The 20,619-nt window shown below is 55.8% G+C and carries 18 protein-coding genes; 8 read left to right on the forward strand and 10 right to left on the reverse strand.

What is annotated here, in order from left to right; translation table 11 throughout:
• Positions 1–30 precede the first annotated feature (30 nt).
• Positions 31–1,203 (forward strand): chromate efflux transporter, encoded by a 1,173-nt coding sequence (gene chrA / locus ABD920_RS00715; protein ID WP_345156210.1) that lies wholly within the window; start codon positions 31–33, stop codon positions 1,201–1,203.
• An 85-nt stretch (positions 1,204–1,288) separates the two neighbouring features.
• On the opposite strand, the gene rfbA is transcribed toward chrA, so the two are convergent.
• The 4 genes from rfbA to prmC all read right to left on the reverse strand — a co-directional run bounded on the left by rfbA (position 1,289) and on the right by prmC (position 5,428).
• Positions 1,289–2,149 carry a glucose-1-phosphate thymidylyltransferase RfbA gene (gene rfbA / locus ABD920_RS00720; protein ID WP_345156211.1) on the reverse strand — a complete coding sequence of 287 codons (861 nt, stop codon included), beginning with the start codon at positions 2,147–2,149 and terminating at the stop codon, positions 1,289–1,291.
• A 137-nt stretch (positions 2,150–2,286) separates the two neighbouring features.
• Positions 2,287–3,336, reverse strand: coding sequence for a dTDP-glucose 4,6-dehydratase (gene rfbB, locus ABD920_RS00725; RefSeq protein ID WP_345156212.1), 1,050 nt, complete (start codon positions 3,334–3,336; stop codon positions 2,287–2,289).
• Between the two features lie 11 nt (positions 3,337–3,347).
• Positions 3,348–4,379 (reverse strand): UDP-glucose 4-epimerase GalE, encoded by a 1,032-nt coding sequence (galE, locus tag ABD920_RS00730; protein ID WP_345156213.1) that lies wholly within the window; start codon positions 4,377–4,379, stop codon positions 3,348–3,350.
• A 194-nt stretch (positions 4,380–4,573) separates the two neighbouring features.
• Positions 4,574–5,428: a peptide chain release factor N(5)-glutamine methyltransferase gene (gene prmC, locus ABD920_RS00735; protein ID WP_345156214.1), complete on the reverse strand. Its 855-nt coding sequence runs from the start codon at positions 5,426–5,428 to the stop codon at positions 4,574–4,576.
• A gap of 336 nt (positions 5,429–5,764) precedes the next feature.
• Here prmC and ribD point away from each other — a divergent pair, with 336 nt between their 5' ends.
• Positions 5,765–6,814: a bifunctional diaminohydroxyphosphoribosylaminopyrimidine deaminase/5-amino-6-(5-phosphoribosylamino)uracil reductase RibD gene (gene ribD / locus ABD920_RS00740; RefSeq protein ID WP_345156215.1), complete on the forward strand. Its 1,050-nt coding sequence runs from the start codon at positions 5,765–5,767 to the stop codon at positions 6,812–6,814.
• A gap of 84 nt (positions 6,815–6,898) precedes the next feature.
• A complete protein-coding gene (locus ABD920_RS00745) occupies positions 6,899–7,381 on the forward strand; it encodes a GAF domain-containing protein (protein ID WP_345156216.1) in 483 nt (160 codons plus the stop codon).
• Positions 7,382–7,691: 310 nt separating this feature from the next.
• Here the strand turns inward: ABD920_RS00745 and ABD920_RS00750 are convergent, their stop codons facing one another.
• The 4 genes from ABD920_RS00750 to ABD920_RS00765 form a co-directional block, all read right to left on the reverse strand.
• On the reverse strand, positions 7,692–8,375 hold the full coding sequence (locus ABD920_RS00750) for a phosphatidylserine decarboxylase family protein (RefSeq protein ID WP_345156217.1): 684 nt from the start codon (positions 8,373–8,375) through the stop codon (positions 7,692–7,694).
• A gap of 123 nt (positions 8,376–8,498) precedes the next feature.
• Complete coding sequence (locus tag ABD920_RS00755) at positions 8,499–9,773, reverse strand: Glu/Leu/Phe/Val family dehydrogenase (protein ID WP_345156218.1); 1,275 nt, start codon at positions 9,771–9,773, stop codon at positions 8,499–8,501.
• Positions 9,774–9,868: 95 nt separating this feature from the next.
• Positions 9,869–10,696, reverse strand: coding sequence for a phosphatidate cytidylyltransferase (locus ABD920_RS00760; RefSeq protein ID WP_345156219.1), 828 nt, complete (start codon positions 10,694–10,696; stop codon positions 9,869–9,871).
• Positions 10,697–10,754: 58 nt separating this feature from the next.
• On the reverse strand, positions 10,755–11,720 hold the full coding sequence (locus ABD920_RS00765) for a CPBP family intramembrane glutamic endopeptidase (protein ID WP_345156220.1): 966 nt from the start codon (positions 11,718–11,720) through the stop codon (positions 10,755–10,757).
• 53 nt (positions 11,721–11,773) lie between these two features.
• On the opposite strand from ABD920_RS00765, the gene dusB reads away from it, so the two are divergent.
• The 4 genes from dusB (at position 11,774) to ABD920_RS00785 (ending at position 16,620) form a co-directional block, all read left to right on the forward strand.
• Positions 11,774–12,769, forward strand: coding sequence for a tRNA dihydrouridine synthase DusB (gene dusB / locus ABD920_RS00770; protein WP_345156221.1), 996 nt, complete (start codon positions 11,774–11,776; stop codon positions 12,767–12,769).
• Between the two features lie 12 nt (positions 12,770–12,781).
• A complete protein-coding gene (locus tag ABD920_RS00775; protein ID WP_345156222.1) occupies positions 12,782–13,507 on the forward strand; it encodes an FRG domain-containing protein in 726 nt (241 codons plus the stop codon).
• A gap of 95 nt (positions 13,508–13,602) precedes the next feature.
• Complete coding sequence (locus ABD920_RS00780; RefSeq protein WP_486357926.1) at positions 13,603–14,445, forward strand: DMT family transporter; 843 nt, start codon at positions 13,603–13,605, stop codon at positions 14,443–14,445.
• Between the two features lie 180 nt (positions 14,446–14,625).
• Entirely contained in the window at positions 14,626–16,620 is a 1,995-nt protein-coding gene (locus tag ABD920_RS00785; protein ID WP_345156223.1) for a Na+/H+ antiporter NhaC family protein, read from the forward strand.
• A gap of 324 nt (positions 16,621–16,944) precedes the next feature.
• Here ABD920_RS00785 and ABD920_RS00790 read toward each other — a convergent pair whose 3' ends face one another.
• Positions 16,945–17,880: a GNAT family N-acetyltransferase gene (locus tag ABD920_RS00790; protein WP_345156224.1), complete on the reverse strand. Its 936-nt coding sequence runs from the start codon at positions 17,878–17,880 to the stop codon at positions 16,945–16,947.
• Positions 17,881–18,001: 121 nt separating this feature from the next.
• Entirely contained in the window at positions 18,002–19,183 is a 1,182-nt protein-coding gene (locus ABD920_RS00795; RefSeq protein ID WP_345156225.1) for an ATP-binding protein, read from the reverse strand.
• 112 nt (positions 19,184–19,295) lie between these two features.
• Between ABD920_RS00795 and hemA the strand changes: the two genes are divergently transcribed.
• Complete coding sequence (gene hemA / locus ABD920_RS00800; protein ID WP_345156226.1) at positions 19,296–20,579, forward strand: glutamyl-tRNA reductase; 1,284 nt, start codon at positions 19,296–19,298, stop codon at positions 20,577–20,579.
• Positions 20,580–20,619 lie beyond the last annotated feature (40 nt).

Here is a 20,619-nt window from a genome sequence, read left to right on the forward strand (position 1 = left end):
CTGTCTCTCTTTTTTTACTTTTATGCTCCTATGAGCCTGCGCTATTATATCTTTCTTAAAGACGTGCTGATTCTGGCCCTCACTTCTTTTGGGGGCCCGCAGGCGCACATTGCCATGATGTTTAAGCTTCTGGTAGACAAACGCCGCTACCTGTCGGAGAAAGACCTGATAGAACTCAACGCCCTTTGCCAGATCCTGCCCGGCCCTACCTCCACCCAAACCATCACGGCCATCGGCTTCAAAATCGGGGGGCCGAACCTGGCGTACCTCACGCTGTTTGTCTGGATCATGCCCGCCGCCACCATTATGGCGCTGGCAGCGCTGGGCATTTCCTACCTGCAGAAGCAAGGCATATCCCTCGACTTCCTTCGGATTATCCTGCCCATGGCGGTAGGCTTTGTGGCCTATGCCGCCTACGTCATCAGCCTGAAAGTGGTCACGACCAAAACGGCCATCGTGCTGATGGTGATCTCTGCTATTCTGGTTTACTTCTTTTCCTCGCCCTGGGTGTTTCCGATGCTGTTGCTTGCCGGAGGGGCCGTTACCGCCCTGCGCTTTAAGCAGCACCCGCTCGAGAAAGACAAGAAACTGCACATCCAGTGGGCGAATTTCATTTTATATGTCGGGGTATTGGTGACGGCGGCGGTGCTCGGCGGCGCCACTTCTTCGTTGCCGGTCCGGCTGTTCGAGAACTTTTACCGCAACGGCTCCCTGGTTTTTGGGGGCGGGCAGGTGCTCATCCCGCTGCTCTTTACCGAGTTCGTGGATTTTAAAGGCTACCTCACCGGGGAGGAGTTTCTGTCGGGCTATGCCATTGTGCAGGCCCTGCCGGGTCCCACTTTCTCTTTCTGCTCCTTTGTCGGCAGCCTGGCGATGCGGCAGTATGGGCTGCCTGGGCAACTGCTGGGCTCTTTTGTGGCGACGCTGGGCATTTTCCTGCCGGGCACTTTCCTGATCTTCTTCGTGATCCGGTTCTGGGACGAGTTGAAAAAGTACCGGGTGGTGCGGGCCTCCCTGGAAGGCATCAGCGCCGTCAGCTCGGGCATGGTGGTGGCCGCAGCCATACAACTCTATCACCCCATCGAGAACACGCCCCTGAACTTCGGCATTGTGGTGGCCACCTTTTGCCTGCTCCTGTTCACCAAAATTCCCGCGCCTGCGCTTATCCTGACGGGGCTACTGCTGGGCATCATTATCTACTAAACAGCCGCGCCCGGCAGAGTTTCCTCCACCGGGCGCGGCTGTTTCTGGATGCTGTTATATATGAAGATTAATTCATCTATAGCCTCTACTTCAGGATCTGCAGCAGGTACTCGCCGTAGCCGCTCTTGCGCAGGGGCTCGGCCACGCGCTGCAGCTGCTCCGCATTGATATAGCCCATGCGGTACGCCACTTCCTCGATGCTGCCGATCTTCAGGCCCTGCCGGTCCTCGATCACCTGCACAAAAGTAGCCGCCTGCATCAGCGACTGTATCGTGCCGGTATCCAGCCAGGCAGTGCCCCTGTCCAGGATGCCGACCTTTAGCTTGCCCCGGCGCAGGTACTCTTTGTTCACGTCCGTGATCTCGTACTCACCGCGCGGGCTTGGCTCCAGGTTCTTGGCGATCTCCACCACATCGTTGTCGTAGAAGTACAGCCCTGGCACCGCATAACTGGACTTGGGCTGCTTCGGCTTTTCCTCTATCGAAATGGCCACTTTGTTCTCGTCGAACTCCACCACGCCGTAACGCTCCGGGTCGTGCACGTGGTAGGCATATACCACGCCGCCGTCGGGGTTGTTGTTGGCCTGCAGCAGCTTGCTCATACCCGATCCGTAAAAAATGTTGTCACCCAGGATCAGCGCCGCCTTGTCGCCGCCGATAAACTCCTCCCCGATCACGAAGGCCTGCGCCAGCCCGTTCGGCACTTCCTGCACCGCGTAGCTGAAGCTGCAGCCGATCTGGCTGCCATCGCCCAGCAGGCGCTCGAACAGCGGCAGGTCGTGCGGCGTGGAGATGATCAGGATGTCCTTGATGCCCGACAGCATGAGCGTAGACAGTGGATAGTAGATCATCGGCTTGTCGTATACCGGCATCAGCTGCTTGCTCACCGCAATGGTGAGTGGGTGTAAACGGGTGCCGGAGCCCCCGGCGAGTATGATTCCTTTCATTTCTTGATTGTTGGTTGCTGATTGTTGATTGTCTTCAAAGTCATCAACTATTTACAACTATATACTTATATCTCTTGCTGATCGCTTTTTCAACAATCAACTATATAACAATTAACAACTGCCGCTTTTCAGCGGCCTTAGCGGCTCACGTACTGCTGCTCGTAGTAGCTCTGGTAGTTGCCGGAGGTCACGTTCTCGAGCCACTCTTTGTGCTGCAGGTACCAGTCCACGGTTTTGCTGAGGCCTTCCTCAAAGGTAACCGAGGGTTTCCAGCCCAGTTCGTCCATGAGTTTGGAGGAGTCGATGGCGTAGCGCAGGTCGTGGCCGGCGCGGTCTTTCACAAACGTGATGAGCTGGCGCGAGTGTCCTTTCTCACGGCCCAGTTTCTCGTCCATCTGGTCGCAGAGCAGCTCGATCAGATCCAGGTTCTTCCACTCGTTCACGCCGCCGATGTTGTAGGTCTCCCCCACTTTCCCCTCATGGAAAATCACGTCGATGGCGCGGGCGTGGTCGATCACATACAGCCAGTCGCGTACGTTCTCGCCCTTGCCATATACCGGCACCGGGCGCTCGTGCTGGATGTTGTTGATGGCCAGCGGAATCAGCTTCTCCGGGAAGTGGTTCGGGCCGTAGTTGTTCGAGCAGTTCGAGATTTTCACCGGCAGGCCGTAGGTGTGGTACCAGGCGCGCAAGAAGTGGTCGGAACTGGCTTTGGAGGCCGAGTAAGGCGAGCGCGGGTCATAGGCGGTCTCCTCCGTAAACAAACCGTCTTCGCCCAGCGAGCCATATACCTCGTCGGTGGAGATATGGTAGAACAGGTGGTCCTGCAGGTTAGCAGCCCAGTGCTGGCGGGCGGTGTTGAGCAGGTTCACGGTGCCGATCACGTTCGTCTGCACAAACGCCAGCGGGTCGGTAATTGAGCGGTCCACGTGCGACTCTGCCGCCAGGTGAATCACGGCATCAAAGCCATGCTCGCTGAAGATGCTCTCTATATAGGCGGCGTCCACAATGTCGCCTTTCAGGAAGGTGTAGTTTTCCTTGTCTTCTATATCGGTGAGGTTCGCCAGGTTCCCGGCGTACGTCAGTTTGTCGAGGTTGAAGATCTGGTAGTTGGGGTACTTGTTCACGAACAAACGCACCACATGCGACCCGATAAACCCGGCACCGCCCGTAATCAATATTTTCATGCTTGTATTGGTTATTTATCTTTCTGAAGGGACAGTTGCCAGTCCCAGGCGCTTTTCATGGCTTCTTCGAGCGTGCTGGTGGTTTTGAAGCCCAGTTCTTCGGTGGCCTTGGTCACGTCGGCGTATATCTTCGGCACATCGCCGGCGCGGCGCGGCCCGATTTTGTAGTTGAGCTTGACGCCCGTGGCGTTCTCGAAGGCATGCACCGCCTCCAGCACCGTATTGCCGCGCCCAGTGCCCACATTAAAGAACTCGATGTCCTGCACCTTGCCCTGCAGCATGCGCGCCACCGCCGTTACGTGCGCCTTGGCCAGGTCCACCACGTGTACGTAGTCCCGCACGTTGGTACCGTCCGGGGTGTCGTAGTCGTTCCCGAAAATAGTCAGTTGCTCGCGGATGCCTGCGGCGGTCTGGGTGATGAACGGCACGAGATTGCTCGGCACGCCCAGCGGCAGCTCGCCGATCTTGGCCGACGGGTGCGCCCCGATCGGGTTGAAGTAGCGCAGGGCAATGCTCTTGATGCCGCTGTTGCCGCTGCTCGCCAGGTCTACCAGTATCTCCTCGCAGATTTTCTTGGTGTTGCCGTACGGCGAGTTGGCTTTCTGCACCGGCGTCTGCTCCGTTACCGGCAGCGTCTCCGGAATGCCATATACCGTGCAGGACGAGGAGAACACGAGGTTGTGCACTTTTTGCTCCTCCATCACCTGCAGCAGCGTCACCAGCGAGCCCACGTTGTTATGGTAGTATTTCAGCGGCTGCTCCACCGACTCGCCCACGGCTTTGTAAGCCGCAAAATGGATGACGCCCACAATGTCCTGCTCCTGCTCAAACACGCTGCGCAGGGCGGCGGCATCGTTGCAATCGATGCGGTGGCAGGGCACGCTGCGGCCCAGAATAGCCGCGATGCCGTCCAGCACCCGCTCCTCTGAGTTAGAGAAGTTGTCCACGATCACGGGCTCGTAGCCCGCCTCCACCAGTTCCACCACCGTATGCGACCCAATATAGCCTGCGCCGCCGGTCACCAGAATTTTTTCCTTTGCCAATGTGCTACCGTTTAGTTGTTAAGCCTGATTTCATATATAAGCCGTGCGTCAGAAGCCCTGCTTTTAAAAAATATCTTATCCTCTGCCGCATCCAAAGCCCTGGCCGTGAAGCCGGTGCTCTAAAAGTGCAAAGTTACGTATTTGTGCCTTACGCACAACCCATTATCAAACGCCACCCATTTCGGCAAGGCGAATTATTTTACCGCCCGCACCATCCGGTCTTTGCCGAACAGGTCGGGCACCACGGCAGCCGCTGCAAAACCGGCCTGCAGCAACAGCTCCTGCACCTGCTTTCCGTAACGCTCGTTGATCTCAAAGTACAGGTTACCGCCTTTCTTCAGCAGTTCCTGCGCCACGGCTGCTATCCGGATGTAGTATTTCAACGCGTCGGTGTCGGGCACGAACAGAGCCAGGTGCGGCTCGTACTGTAGCACGTTGGGGCGCATCTGCTGCTTTTCGGCCTCCAGCACATAAGGCGGGTTGCTGGTGATAACGTCCAGAGAGCCTGCGGCGACGCCCTGCACCGGCGCGAATATATCCTGCAGCAGCCACGTAACCGGCAGCTTATATAGAGCCGCATTGGCTCTGGCCACCTCCAGCGCCCCCTCCGACACCTCCAGGCCATATATAGCCGCCCCCGGCAGGTTCGCCGCCAGCGCCAGCGGAATGCAGCCGCTCCCGGTGCAGATGTCCAGCACCTGCAGCCCCTGCCGCCCTTTGTGCTCCTTCAGCACCAGGTCCACCAGTTCCTCCGTCTCCGGCCTCGGAATCAGCACCCGCTCGTCCACCTGCAGGTCCAGTCCATAAAAGTGCGCCACGCCCAGCACGTACTGCACCGGCTCCTGTTGCTGCAGCCGCGCCACCGCCGCATATATATAGGCCGCCTGCTCCTCGCTCACCGTCTCCTGCCCGTTCAGGCGCAGCTGCACCCGCGACTGCCCCAGCACATGCTCCAGCACCAGTTGCGCCACCGCGCCCGCCTCCGGCTCCGGGAAGGCCTCCTGTATGTTTTGCCGGATGTACTGTTGCATTTCCTGGATGGTCGCCACGCGTATTCTTTCTTTAGATTTGGATATCTTTGCAAAAGTAGTGTTTAGCGTTCCGAGTTCCGAATTATGACCCCGGGTTATGAGGTGGAACACGGCTCTCGCGGCATTGCCGACGTTTTAGAATTGTTGCTTGTTAATCGTTGATTGCTGATTGCGAAATGAGTTGATGGTTCTATTGCTGGTCCGTAGATTGAACAGGAAGCCCGGGTCAGGCTGATGTAGTTGTTCGAAACGACCCTATATATCAACAACCAACAATTAACAACCAACAATAATAATCCGCGCCAACTAAGCCACCTAACCTATCAGTCAAAACCTGTAACTCATAATCAGACCATGCTTTCCTCCGACGAGTTATATATGCGCCGTGCCCTGGAACTGGCCCGTTGGGGCAGCGGCTTCACCTACCCGAACCCGATGGTGGGCTGCGTGGTGGTGCACGAGGGCAGGATTATCGGCGAAGGCTGGCACCGGCAGTACGGGGGGCCGCATGCCGAGGTAAACGCCATCGCGGCCGTGGAGGACAAAAGCCTGCTGCCGAAAAGCCGGGTTTACGTGACGCTGGAGCCCTGCTCGCACTTCGGCAAGACGCCGCCCTGCGCCGACCTGCTCATAAGCAGCGGCGTGGAAGACGTGGTAATCTGCAACACCGACCCAAACCCGCTGGTGGCGGGCCAGGGCATCAAAAAGCTGTTCGAGGCGGGCGCGCAGGTGCAAGTGGGCGTGCTGGAGGAGGAGGGCCTGGAGCTGAACAAGCGCTTCTTCACCTTCCACTCGCAAAAGCGGCCCTATATTCTGCTAAAATGGGCCGAAACGGCAGATGCCTATATAGCCGCCACCGATTATAAACAGGAGCAGATTAGCGGAAAACTGGCGCAGCGGGTGGTGCACATGTGGCGCTCTGAAGAGCAGGCGATCATGGTTGGCAGCCGCACCGCCTTGTATGACAACCCGCGCCTGAATACCCGCCTCTGGGCCGGCAGAAGCCCGACGCGGGTGGTGATAGACAAAAACCTACTGCTGCCCGGGCACCTGCACCTGTTCGACAGAAGCCAGCCCACCGTGATATATAACTACCGGAAGCAAGAGGCCGGGGAGAATTTAGACTATGTGCAGCTCCGGGAGCAGGAACCGCTGCTACCCCAGCTCATGCAGGACCTGCACCGGCGCAACGTGCTGTCGGTGCTGGTGGAAGGCGGCACCTTCCTGCTCGAAAGCCTGCTGCAGGCCAACCTTTGGGACGAGGCGATCGTGCTGAAAAGCAGGCACAAAACCCTGGGCAACGGCATTAAAGCGCCCACCGGTATATATAGCCCGCTGCTGCACACGCAAACTTTAGGCCCCGACCAGTTGTTGCACTACCGCAACAATTCATTTATCAGTTAACATTATTCATTTGGCAGAAGCTGTGATGGCCTCACTCTTCTCTATAAGTCACTCATTCAAAATACAGTCATTTAATTTTAGCCCATGGCAGAATCCCTTCTCATAGATGCAACCCTTAGCAAAGCGGAAAAATACAAAGCCCTGTTACCGCAGATCGAGGCGCTGGTAACCGGCGAAACAGACCTAATCGCCAACATCTCCAACCTGGTGGCCGCCCTCCGGCAGGGATTCGGCTTTTTCTGGGTAGGCGTGTACTTCAACAAAGAGGGGCAGTTGGTGCTGGGCCCCTTCCAGGGGCCGGTGGCCTGCACCCGCATCCCCTACCATAAGGGCGTCTGCGGCGCCAGTTATACCCAACAGCAAACCATCGTGGTACCGGACGTGGAGGCCTTCCCCGGCCACATCGCCTGCAGCGGCGACTCCAAATCCGAGATTGTGGTGCCGGTGATAAAAGACGGTGAGGTAAAGCTGGTGCTGGATATAGACAGCGACAAACTCAATGATTTTGACGAAGTAGATCAGCAGTACCTGGAGCAACTGATGAAGCTGGTGGCAAGCTGGTATTAGTTTCGTTGATCGTTTTTCGTTAAATGCTTTTTACTGTCACAAGTTTTCAACTTGCTTCCTGCGGAGCAGAAAAGTTTATATTGGCTGAGTGGCTTTTTGCCAGAGCACTGGGTATCGCTTCGGGTACTACAAACCGTGCTTCTTCGAAGCAAAGAAGTCACAGACTTCTGCCATATATCCCACAAGTTGCGCTGCGCTAAACTTGCGGGATAAATAAAAGCGAGGCTTATATATGGCAAGTATATGGCAAGGGCGCTGCAGAATCATCTGCAGCGCCCTTGCCATATATAAATCCTAATGCCTATATAACTTACCCGAAGAAGGTCGGAGGTGCGGTCTTCAGTTGGGCGATCACGGTTTGGCCGCCTTTGGTTTTCTGGCCGAGCTCAACTTTTATTTCCGTGTCCAGCGGCACGAACACATCTACCCGGGAGCCGAACTTGATGAAGCCGAACTCCTCGCCCTGGCTCACTTCGTCGCCCTCGTTCACGTACCACACGATGCGGCGCGCCATGGCACCGGCAATCTGGCGGAAAAGCACCTCCGGGCCCGCCGTAGACTCCACCACCACCGTGGTGCGCTCGTTCTGCGTGCTCGACTTCGGGTGCCAGGCCACAAAGTAGTTGCCCGGGTGGTATTTAAAGTATTTGACGGTGCCTGATACCGGGTTGCGCGTGATGTGCACGTTGATCGGCGACATGAAAATGGAGATCTGCTTGCGCCTGCCTTTAAAGTACTCGGGCTCCTCCACCTCCTCAATCACCACCACTTTGCCGTCGGCAGGGGCCGTAAGCAGGTCTTCGTGCAGCAGCAGGTTGCGGTACGGGCTGCGGAAAAACTGAAGGATCAACAGGAACAGGACAGCAGAAACTGCTGAGAATATTTTGTTAAAGGTGCTGTTGTCCGCATTAAAGTTGTAGAGCAACAGGTTAAGCACCAATAAAATAAGCAGCAAAAAAAATAAAATTCTCCGTCCTTCTTTATGAATCTTCATCAGTAGTTATGTTATCCGCAGGCGCCTTGTAAGTCAGCGATCGCCCATCCACCGAAAGCGGATGGGCGATGATGCTGCTTCAAAAATAATAAACTTACGTTTATTGTTATAAATTATTACGCCTTAGAAGCCGCCACGGTATTTATACGTCATCGCTACTTTGTCGATTGCTACGATATAAGCCGCAATGCGCATCGGCACGTTATATTTCTGCGAAGCGGCATACACGCGCTCAAACGCCTCGTTCATGATGCGCTCGGCGCGCTCGTTCACCCGCTGCAGCGTCCACTTGAAGCCCATGCGGTTTTGCACCCACTCAAAGTACGAAACCGTTACCCCGCCGGAGTTCGCCAGGATGTCCGGCACCACCATAATGCCCTTCTCGTTGATGATGCTGTCGGCTTTGTAAGACGTCGGGCCGTTGGCCCCCTCCACAATCAGGCGCGCCTGTATCCGGTCCACGTTGTGAATTGTGATCACGTCCTCCACGGCAGCGGGCACCAGCACGTCCACCTTAGAGGTTAGCAGCTCGGCCGGGTCCATATGCTCGGCGCCTTTGTAGCCTTCCAGGCGGCCGTTGTGCTCGTTCTTGTATTCGATGGCCTCGTCGATGTCGATGCCGTTGTCGTTCCAGTAGGCGCCGCTCACGTCGCTGATCCCGAGTATTTTCACCCCGCGCTCCGCCATCAGCTTGGCCGCCCAGGCACCCACGTTGCCGAAGCCCTGCACCACTGCGGTAGACTTGTGCGGGTCCATGCCCAGCTTGTCCATCGCCGCCATCGCCGACACCATCACCCCGCGGCCGGTGGCCTCCACGCGGCCCAGCGAACCGCCCAGCACCAGCGGCTTGCCCGTCACCACCGCGTGCACCGTAGAGCCTTTTGTCTTCGAGTACTCGTCCATCAGCCACGCCATCTCGCGCGGGCCCGTGCCCATATCCGGGGCCGGGATGTCCTGGTCCGGGCCGAATAGATCGACCAGCGAAGAGGTATAGGCCCTTGTCAGGCGCTCGATCTCACCGGCCGACATGGAATATGGGTCGCAGATGATGCCGCCCTTGGCTCCTCCGTAGGGAATGTCCACCACGGCGCATTTCCACGTCATCCAGGCCGCCAGGGCCTTCACCTCGTCCAGGAACACGTCCGGGGCATAGCGGATACCGCCTTTGGACGGCCCTAGGATGTTGGAGTGCATCACCCGGTAGCCTTCGAAAACGCGCACCTTGCCATCATCCATGGTAACCGGGATATTGACGATGACCTGGCGCGTCGGCGACTTTAAAACATTATATACTTCCTCATCCAGCCCCAGTACTTCAGCCGCCACATTGAAGCGCGACATCATCGATTCAAAAGGATTCTCCCTGTCCTTTATCGGCGCAGGCTCTTTATATAACATTGTTCTGTGTGTTTAAAAATATTAGTGAGTAATCAATTATGCGGCAAAGTTGCTCATATTACAGGCAACCTCCTACGGGCTGTGTGCAATTTTTTTCAGAAGATCTTCAGGAAGGCGACAATGAAGGGAATGGCCATCAGCAGGCTGTCGAAGCGGTCCAGCAGGCCCCCGTGGCCGGGCAGCAACGTACCCGAGTCTTTCACGCCCAGGCTGCGCTTCAGCATCGACTCCACCAGGTCGCCCAGCACCCCGAAGACCGAGACAATCAGGGCCATGCCGACCCACTGGTACACCTCCAGTTCCGGGAAAAGAAGCCCCAGCACATAGCCGACGCCGATGGAGAAAAGCGTGCCGCCCACCCACCCTTCCCAGGTTTTGCCCGGCGAGATGCGCTCGAACAGCTTGTGCTTTCCGAAGTTCTTGCCGGCAATATAGCCGCCCGTGTCAGCGGCCCAGATGAGCAGCATCAGGCCCAGAATGGGCTGCCAGCTGTAGGCACCCTCGTAGTAGGCCAGCACGTGCAGCAGCCCGAAAGGCCCCGCCACATACACTACTCCCAGTATGGTGAAGGCAATGTTGGTGAAGGGCTGGGGTTGCTTGCGGTAAAGCTCATATATGAGAATGAAGAAAAGCACCGGCAAGGAGAAGTACAGCAGCTCGCCGGGCATTATGCCTGCCTGCACCAGGAACACCGACACGAAAAACAGGCCGCCCAGCAGAAACCCGATGCCCCGGTTGGCATGAATGCCCTGCACCCGCACGATGCGGTAAAACTCGGCAATACCAAGCAGCGTGAGCCCCAGGAAAAGCAGGAAATAGGTCCACTCGCTAAAGCAGATGCCCCCGATGAATATGGCGGCACCCAGCACCCCGACAATGACGCGTTGATTTAAGTTACTGAGGGTGGATATCTTTTTACTCATGAATCGGTTTTATGTCGATGGGGCGACAAGCCATGGGATCGGTTTACAGGCACCTGCCTTATGCCTGGAACTCTTCTTCTGCCGCCGCTGCCGCGCTTTCCGGCCGCAGCGGCACTGCCCTGTACTGCTGGTAAAGGTAATAGATAACGGCGGCACTCAGCACCAGCGACAGCAAAATCATATAGAGCGGCATCGCCTCGGTGCTCTCGATGTCGGCGTCCACGGCGCGGGTCTGGTACAGGTACAGCATGAAAACGGTAAACCCGTTGTTCACAAAGTGCGCCACCATGGGCACCACGATCCGGCCCGACCAGAAGAACAGGTACCCGAACAAAGCCCCGAGCAGCACCCTTGGCACAAACCCGAAGAACTGCACGTGAATGGCCCCGAAGATGATGGCCGCCAGCCAGATGGCCACGTGCGGGTTGCCCAGCCAACGCCGGAACTGCCGCTGCACAATGCCCCGGAACACCAGCTCCTCGCCGATGGCGGGGATCAGGGCAAACACCACCAGCCCGATGAGCAGGTCACCAACCGTCTCGAAACGCGTGATGAGCTTCATGATCTCCGCCAGCTGGTCTTCCTGCTGCCGCGCCCACACCTCAAACCCCTTCATAAAATCGGGGAAGCTGAGCGTGGCGTTCCAGTTGATGACCGCCGAGTTGGCCGGCATGATGAGCACGATCAGCAGCCCGCTCAGCACCACCAGCCATGCCGCAGGGGGCATTTTCCGGTTCAGGTAATGGTCTAAATCATAGCCGATAACCCGGAGCAGGATGAGCGGCCCGACGATGAACGAGATAAACTGCAGCACGCCCTGCAGCAGCAGCATCACGCCCGGCCCCTGCGGGTGCGTGGCCGGGTTGGCCACCACCTCCATCAACTGGAAAATGCTGATCCCAAAGATCCACTTGGCCAGCAGGCTCACCACGAATGTGGCCACGAAATAGCCACCCGCCATAAACACCAGCAGCAGCAGCAGCACCCAAAACGGATGCAGATCCTTGGAGATGAAACCTTTCATACAGAAGATTAGGTTTAATTGACGTAAATTTACGCGAAAAAATATATTTAGCTGTGGTAAAGATAGCGAACATAGCGCTCGGCGAGTTTCCGCTGCTGCTGGCACCGATGGAGGACGTGAGCGACCCGCCGTTCCGGAAGGTGTGCAAGGCGAACGGCGCCGACCTGATGTACACGGAGTTTATCTCCTCGGAGGGCTTGATACGCGATGCCGCCAAAAGCATCCAGAAGCTCGACATATTCGATTACGAACGCCCCGTCGGCATCCAGATCTTCGGGTCTGACATAGAGTCGATGCGCGAGGCGGCCATCGTCTCCTCGCAGGCCGGGCCGGACCTGATTGACATCAACTACGGCTGCCCGGTTAAGAACGTGGCCTGCAAAGGCGCGGGCGCGGCCCTGCTCCGCGACATCCCGAAGATGGTGAAAATGACGGAGGAGATCGTGAAGGCGACGCACCTGCCGGTGACCGTGAAGACCCGCCTCGGCTGGGACGAGGAGACGAAGTATATAGTAGAAACTGCCGAGAGGCTTCAGGATATCGGCATACAGGCCTTGAGCATTCACGGCCGCACCCGCGTGCAGATGTACAAGGGCGAGGCCGACTGGAGTTTGATTGCAGAGGTGAAAAACAACCCGCGCATGCATATCCCGATCTTCGGCAACGGCGACATCGACTCGCCGCAGAAGGCGCTGGAGTACCGCAACCGCTACGGCGTGGACGGCATCATGATCGGGCGGGCCAGCATCGGCTACCCCTGGATCTTCAACGAGATAAAGCACTACATGAACACCGGCGAAATGCTGGCTGGCCCAACGCTGGAGGAGCGCGTGGCCGTTTGCCGCCAGCATTTTACGCACTCCCTGGAGTGGAAGGGCGAGAAACTGGGCATATTTGAGATGCGCCGCCACTACACCAACTACTTCCGGGGCCTGCCGCACTTCAAGCCGCTGCGCATGCGCCTCGTGCAGTCCGAAAACATTGAGGAGATATATGACACGCTGGAGGAAATCGCGCAGACGATGAGCTATGCAGAAGTTGCGGAGTAGAGATATAAAATCATGAGAATATTTGAGAAAGAGGAATATTATATCAAATCCGTTTCAGACTTTTTAAAAATAAAAGACAGGCTACTATATACTTTTGATCCTGGCACGTGGTTTTTTAGAGGTGAAGATGATTATACATACCTGCTCAAGCCGTCTATAGGTAGATTATTTGCAGAAACAGGAAATTTCACTACTAAAGAAAAGTTACTGCATTTCGAAAAGCATGCTTTTAACGAATTCTATGTTAGGGTATATAATGAGCTCCGTGAAAAGGACAAATTTATTCTTCTTGCAGTAGCACAGCATCATGGTTTAAAAACAAGATTATTAGACTGGACTTTTTCTCCCCTGATAGCGTTATTCTTTGCTGTTGAAAATGACTCAAAACATGATGAAGATGGTTCTCTAATAACTTTTCAAGCTACTACTCACTTTAATAACTATGATAAACAAATAATATCTCCTTTCGATGAAAGGCTGGAAGAATATCATTTCCTATTTATGCCAGATTTATCCCCAAGGATTAGAGTCCAACAAGGTGTTTTTCAGTTATTTAAAGATCCCACACAAGAGTTTAGAGAAGGCAATAACTTAAGTAAATTCATAATACCCGCAGCCCATAAAAGAACTATAAAAAGGGAGCTTAGTGAGCTTGGAGTATCTTATCAAACAGTGTTTCCTGATTTGGATGGCTTATGTAAGTATATTAACTATCATAAGTTAAACAACAAGTTATAATTTAGGTATTCCAGCTTTCAATAATTAAGGCCATCAAAACCGCCACCACTCCCCCTCCGCAAAAAAGCGACTCCTCCACGCTTGCCTGGTTTCTGATTGTCGTGCTTTCCCTGATATGGGGCACCTCTTTTATTTTGATCAAGAAGGGGCTGGTTGTTTTTGCGGCGGATGAGCTCGGGGCGCTCCGGATCGTGATCGCCTGCCTGTCGCTGCTGCCCTTCGCCATCCTGAACCTCCGGAAGATTGAGCCGCACCGCTGGAAGTTTATCGTGGCCAGCGGGCTGCTGGGCAACCTGTTCCCGGCCTTTCTGTTCGCCTATGCCGAGACACAGCTGGCCAGCGGCCTCGCAGGGGTGCTCAACTCGCTCACGGCGCTGTTCACGCTGCTGATCGGGGCCATGTTCTTCCGCCAGTCCATTACCTGGATGCGCATGGTGGGCATCCTGATCGGGATAGCGGGCACCGCCATGCTCATCTTCTCAGGCAACAACAGCGCAGACCTTGACAACAAGTTCTATGGGCTGTTTATCGTCGCGGCCACGGTCTGCTACGGCGGAAGCGCCAACATCATCAAGTTCCGGCTGCAGGGCATCAAACCCGTGGTGATGTCGAGCATGGCCCTGCTAACCGTAGGACCCGTCGCGGCCACTTACCTTTTCACCACCGGGGCCATGTATAAACTGCAGCATGTGCCCGGGGCCTGGGAAGCGCTGCTTTATATAGCCACCCTGGCCGTTTTCAGCACCGCCATCGGCCTGATCCTGCTCAACAAGCTCATCCACGTTTCCACACCGCTCTTTGCCAGTTCCTCCAACTACCTCATCCCGATCGTGGCGCTGGGCTGGGGCGTGCTGGACGGGGAGAACATCTACGCCTGGCACTATATGGGCATGGCGGTTATCCTGATGGGGGTGTTTGTTGTGAACCGGGCGAAGTAGCGGCGGCAGGAGGCCATCCGGGGCTGAGGCCACGCGCACGGAAGCAGCCACAGGCGGGGCAACCAGGCCTCAGGCGCACGCGCTTTGCAGACCCCCCGGAAAACCTTCCCTGCCGCGGCATATTTCCGGATATGCCTTTTTTTTGCTTACTTAAGGGTCTGAAATCCCTTATGCTGATAAATGAAGCTATATAAGCCCCTGCTGCCCCTGTTGCTGCTCCTGCTAGTATGTTTTCGGGCACAGGCACAGGAAGTCGTGGATAAAACCGCGATTGAAGAGCTCACCCTCCAGGCCATTAACGACACCGCCTTCACCCTACGCACCACCAACGAGGCAGGCAATCTGGTGAAGTACGCCGGTATGCTGCCGCTCCGTGTAAACGGAGAACTGCACGACGCTGACTTTGTGGAGGGCGAAACCCTCCTCTTGCTGCCTGAAGCCAGCACGCTGGTGCAGGTGAGCGCCAATTTAGGCACGCATACCCTTGCCCGCCTCTACCGCCATGATAAAGAACTGCCTGGCGGCCTGGACGAGCTGCCGATGTGGCTGTCGATATTGCCTCCTCTCCTTGCCATCGTGCTGGCGCTCCTCTTCCGGGAGGTCCTGCTGGCGCTGTTTGCAGGCATCTGGGTGGGAGGCTTCGTGATATATGGCTTGTCCTTCAAATCGATCTTCACCGGCTTGCTGGCCGTGGGCGACACCTACCTGATGGAGGCGCTCACCGATTCGGACCATGTGGCAGTGATCCTGTTTTCGATGCTGATCGGGGGCATGGTGGCCATCATCTCAAAAAACGGCGGCATGGCCGGCGTCGTGAACCTGCTCTCCCGCTACGCAAAAGATGCGAAAAGCTCACAGCTTGTCACGTGGGCGCTGGGCATCGCCATTTTCTTCGACGATTACGCCAATACCCTGATCGTGGGAAACACCATGCGCCCTGTTACCGACAAGCACCGCGTGTCGCGCGAGAAGCTGGCCTATATCGTGGACAGCACCGCCGCCCCGGTGGCGGCCATTGCGTTCGTGACCACCTGGGTGGGGGCCGAGCTGGGCTATATACGGGACGCGGCCACTTCGCTGGGTATCACCGAAGGGGCCTACTCGCTGTTTTTCCACTCGCTGGAATACGCCTACTACCCGGTGCTGACGCTGGTGTTTATGCTGCTGGTAATCGTGATGAACCGCGACTTCGGGAGCATGCACGCTGCCGAGGTGCGCGCCCGCACCACCGGCGCCGTCTCTTCCGCCGGCACCGACCAGCAGGGCGAGGCGAGGCAGCGCCAGGAGATGGCGGAGTTCGAGCCGGTGGATGCCACGCGGGCACGCGCCGTGAATGCGCTGCTGCCGGTGCTGGTTGTCATCTTCGGCACACTGATCGGGCTGCTATATACCGGCTACAACCCCGACACCTGGGCAGACGCCAGCCTCAGCTTCATCCGCAAGCTCTCCATTACCATCGGGGATTCCAACTCCTATGTTTCCCTGATCTGGGCGTCGCTCTCCGGCGTTATCGTAGCCGTGGCCCTGACCGTAAGCCAGCGCATCATGGGCCTGGCCGAAACGATGGAGTCGCTGGTGGCGGGCTTTAAGACGATGCTGCCGGCCATCCTCATCCTGGTGCTGGCGTGGTCGCTGGCGGCGGTTACGCAGGAACTCTACACGGCCGAGTACCTCACTTCCCTTTTCTCAGGCAACATATCACCGCAATTTCTGCCGGAGATCACTTTCTTCCTGGCGGCTATTATCGCCTTCTCGACGGGCTCCAGCTGGGGCACCATGGCCATCCTGTACCCGCTGATGCTGCCGGCCGCCTGGTACGTGTGCCTGCAGCAGGGGTTCTCGCTGGAGGAGACCATGCCCATCATCTACAACGTGATCTCCGTGGTGCTGGCGGGCTCGGTGTTCGGCGACCACTGCTCCCCCATCTCCGACACCACCATCCTCAGTTCGCTGGCCTCCGGCTGCAACCACATCGACCACGTGAAAACGCAGCTGCCTTACGCCATTACAGTGGCCCTGGTGGCGAACCTGGTTTGCACAAACCTCTCAAGCTGGGGCGTGCACTGGCTGCTGGTCTATTTTATCGGGGCGGGACTGCTTTGGGGCCTCATCAGGCTGTTCGGCAAAAAGGTGGAAGTGGCTGCGATACCCGCGGCTGAAGCCATTGAAGCATAACCCGCTCACTCATACCAAGTCGCCTGAACTCTCTTCCATACATGGCTTCATTCTATCAAAAGGGTAAAAAGGGAATGCCATTTTTACTTTGATTATGCAAGGGTGTAGATAGGATCTGGGATTATATATAGCTGAAGCGGCGGCTCCTTGCGCAGGGTCCGCCGCTTCAGCTATAGAGACGTTATACCCATATCAGCCGGTTCGTTCGCATACAATTTTATACACCTACTGGAAATCCCCCTCCTCGGAGGGGTTCAGGGTGGGTTCAAGTTGCGCACAAAATATTAATCAGCTTCGTCGCGCATTTTTCAATTGATAATGGTATTAGAGCGCCAGTTCATAGAAATCGTGCACTACGGTTCGGGCCCCGTAGCTTTCCTTGTTCCGTATAAGCCCCTCGTTCAGGTACTGCCCCTGCTGGTCGGTGGAGATGCCGAAGTTTAAGTATTTCTTATGCGCGCAGGCTGTTTGCAGCAGGTGATCGACCAGCACATCCATTGCGCCTACGGATTTGCCTTCCGCGGTGGCACCCATATACTGGCAGTGCGCCACCGTTGCTGTTTCATATATCAGAATGCCCGCCATTATCGCCTCACCAGCACGTGCTATATATAACCTGATGTTCCGGGGAAAGCGTGAGGCCAGAAGCGCCACTTCTGCGGCGGTGTGCACCGGTTTTTTGTTGTGTCTTTCCTGCAGCAGCTCATGCTCTATCTGCATAAACCGGCGATAGTCCTCTGATTTCAGCACCTGCAGTCCTGCCTGCTTCGCTTTCTTCACCTCCCACCTTCGCTGCCTGCTGTAGCCGGTGTGTTGCGCCATATCTATCACGGAACTCGCGTCGCGCCTGTAGAGCACCGCACCGTGGCGGAACAGCGCGTACAGGTCCTCCTCGGCGGGCAACCGGTGGTATATATGCGGGACTGTTTTATATATGATTTTCCGGAAACCCTGCTCCCGGAAGTACGCCACCATCGCCTCAAACACATCCAGCATCAGGGGTGCCTTCATGCGGCTGTCGCTGATGATCCCGCCGTAGGTCAGGCCGCCGTGGCTTTGCACCTCCTGCCCCTCCTCGTTGGCTGGCAGCAAGGCGATCAATTTTCCCTTTCGGTAAAAAAGCAGCGAATGGTCCGTAAAACGATCCTCATGGTACTCCATATAAGACCGGTGCAGCAGAAAGGTGCCATTCTTGGAGCCTGCCACAAAAGCATCCCAATCTGCTCTATACTCCGGCATATACCGCACGACTGCTATCATTTTTCAGACAAGTGTATTTTTAACAAAAGTCAATTGAATGAAGGACAAAAGAATAAGGAAATAACGAAAGGCAAAGCCATACTTCAACTTGGAACCCGGAACTCCTAACTCAGAACTATAATCACCTGTTCAGCACAATCCGGAACGTGGTGCCCTTGCCTACCTCCGACCATTTCACGTACAGCCGGCCCTGGTGGTAATTGTCGATGATGCGTTTGGCCAGCGCCAGGCCCAGGCCCCAGCCGCGTTTTTTGGTAGTGTAACCCGGCAGGAAAACAGAGGCCATTTTGCTTTTCGGGATGCCCTTCCCGGTGTCCGTGATGTCCACGGCAATGCTGCTCTTGCCCAGCAGCAGCAACTGTATGTTGATGCTGCCCCTGCCCTCCATCGCGTCCACGGCGTTTTTGCAGATGTTCTCGATCACCCAGTCGTAGAGCGACACATTGACCTTGGCCGTAATATCGGGGGAGAAAGTGGAGGTGACCGAGAACTCCACCTTGCGCGAAATGCGGTTCTGCAGGTAATTGATGGCATTTTCCGTCACCTGCAGGATGTTTTCGTCACGCAGCGTCGGGACAGAGCCGATGTTGGAGAAACGCTCCGTGATCACCTCCAGTCGCCGCACATCTTTCCCCAGTTCGTCTACAATGGGCTCCTTCTCAAACTTGGGGTTCGACTTGATGTATTCGTACCACGCCATCAGCGACGACAGCGGCGTGCCCAGCTGGTGCGCCGTTTCCTTGGCCAGGCCCACCCACACCCGGTTCTGCTCGGCGCGGCGCGAGTAGCTGAAGGCGAAATAGGCCATCAGGGCGAAGCAGGCGATCACGATCAGCTGCACGTACGGGTAGTAGCGCAGCTGCGAGAGCAGGGCCGAGTCTTTGTAAAAAACATAGTTCACCGACCCCTCCGCCCATGGCACCGGGATAGGCTCGTGCTGCTCCTGCATGTTCTCAATCTGCCGCTGCAGGTAATCGTTAATTTTATCAGGGTTATCCGAAATGTTTTCGGGTATATCGATGTTCTTAGAGTCGAGTATATTGATATTCTCATCCGTCAGGATAACAGGCACGGTGTTGTTGGAGGAAAGGATCTCTTCCTCTATAAAAACGATGTTGTCGTCGCTGGGCGCATTGATCATATACCGAAGGCCCTTGGCATAGAGCTGAACCAGTTCCTGCTCCCGCTCAGACAACTTGGCGACTAAAACGTTCGTGTAGGTGATGGTGGCGGCACCGATGATAAGGGCAATGATGACAACGACAAGTTTTATCCTGTTCTTCTGGGAGTAAATGGGGATCATGCAGTGTACACGTAATTTATTTGAAATTAGTATAAATTGAACATTAAGAGCAACTAAGTTTCATTTTAAAAAATTGAAAGTTAACTTTACACTTTAGTAGACACACGTTACTATGCTTCAGAATTTCAAAGCAATCAGCCTGTCTTATAAGAAAGCGCCGCTGGATATCAGGGAACTGATTGCCTTAGATGAAACTTCCTGCAGGCTATTCCTTCAGACGCTCAAGGGCTTTATCCAGGCTTCTGACATACTGGTGCTCTCTACCTGCAACCGCACCGAAGTATACTACAATGCCGACATCGACCACAGCACCGAGATCGTGAAGCTGCTGGGCATCACCAAAGGCATCGGAAACATCTCCCAGTACTTTGACTATTTCACCATCCTGAACGAGCACGACGATGCCGTGCAGCATCTGTTCGAGGTGTCGATGGGGCTGGAGTCGCAGGTGGTGGGCGATATGCAGATCTCCAACCAGGTGAAGCAGGCCTACCAGTGGGCGGCCGACAACGAAACAGCCGGCCCGTTTCTGCACCGCCTGATGCACACGATCTTCTTCACCAACAAGCGCGTGGTGCAGGAAACCTCCTTCCGCGACGGCGCCGCCTCCACCTCCTATGCCGCCATCGAGCTGATAGAGGAGCTGACCGCCGACATGACAGAGCCGAGTATCCTGGTAGTGGGTTTGGGAGAGATTGGGGCTGATGTTTGCCGCAACCTGAAAGACAATGGCTTCAGGAACGTAAAGATCACGAACCGCACACAGGCCAAGGCGAAAGGCCTGGCAGAAGAGTGCGGCATGGACGTGCTGCCGTTTGAGGAAATTGTGCAGGGCATGAAGGCCGCTGATGTGATCATATCCTCCGTGGCCCGCGAAACGCCTTTCTTCACCAAAGAGATGGTGAAGCGCCTGAACGTGCTTTCCTTTAAATTCTTCATCGACCTGTCGGTGCCCCGCAGCGTGGAGGCCGAGGTAGAGACCGTACCGGGCGTGCTGGTCTATAACATCGACACCATCCAGAACAAAGCCTCGGAGGCGCTGCAGCTTCGCCTCAACGCGGTGCCGAAGGTGAAGGAGATTATCACCGAATCAATTGAACAGTTTAACGACTGGTCGAAGGAGATGATGGTGTCGCCGACGATCAACCGGCTGAAGAATGCGCTGGAGTCCATCCGCCAGGAAGAGATGGCGCGCTACATGAAAAAGCTCGGCCCGAAAGAGGCCAAACTCATGGACAACATCACGAAATCCATGATGCAGAAAATTATAAAACTTCCGGTATTGCAGCTGAAGGCCGCCTGTAAGCGCGGCGAGGCCGAGACCCTCATCGACCTGCTGAACGACCTGTTCGATCTCGAAAACCAGGCAGTAGAGGCAAACCGTTTTTCTGAGTAAACAACCCTTTTTTATTAGTTAAAATAAAAGCCTAAGGCCT

The sequence above is a fragment of the Pontibacter saemangeumensis genome (assembly GCF_039541895.1).
GTDB classification, from domain to species: Bacteria; Bacteroidota; Bacteroidia; order Cytophagales; family Hymenobacteraceae; genus Pontibacter; species Pontibacter saemangeumensis.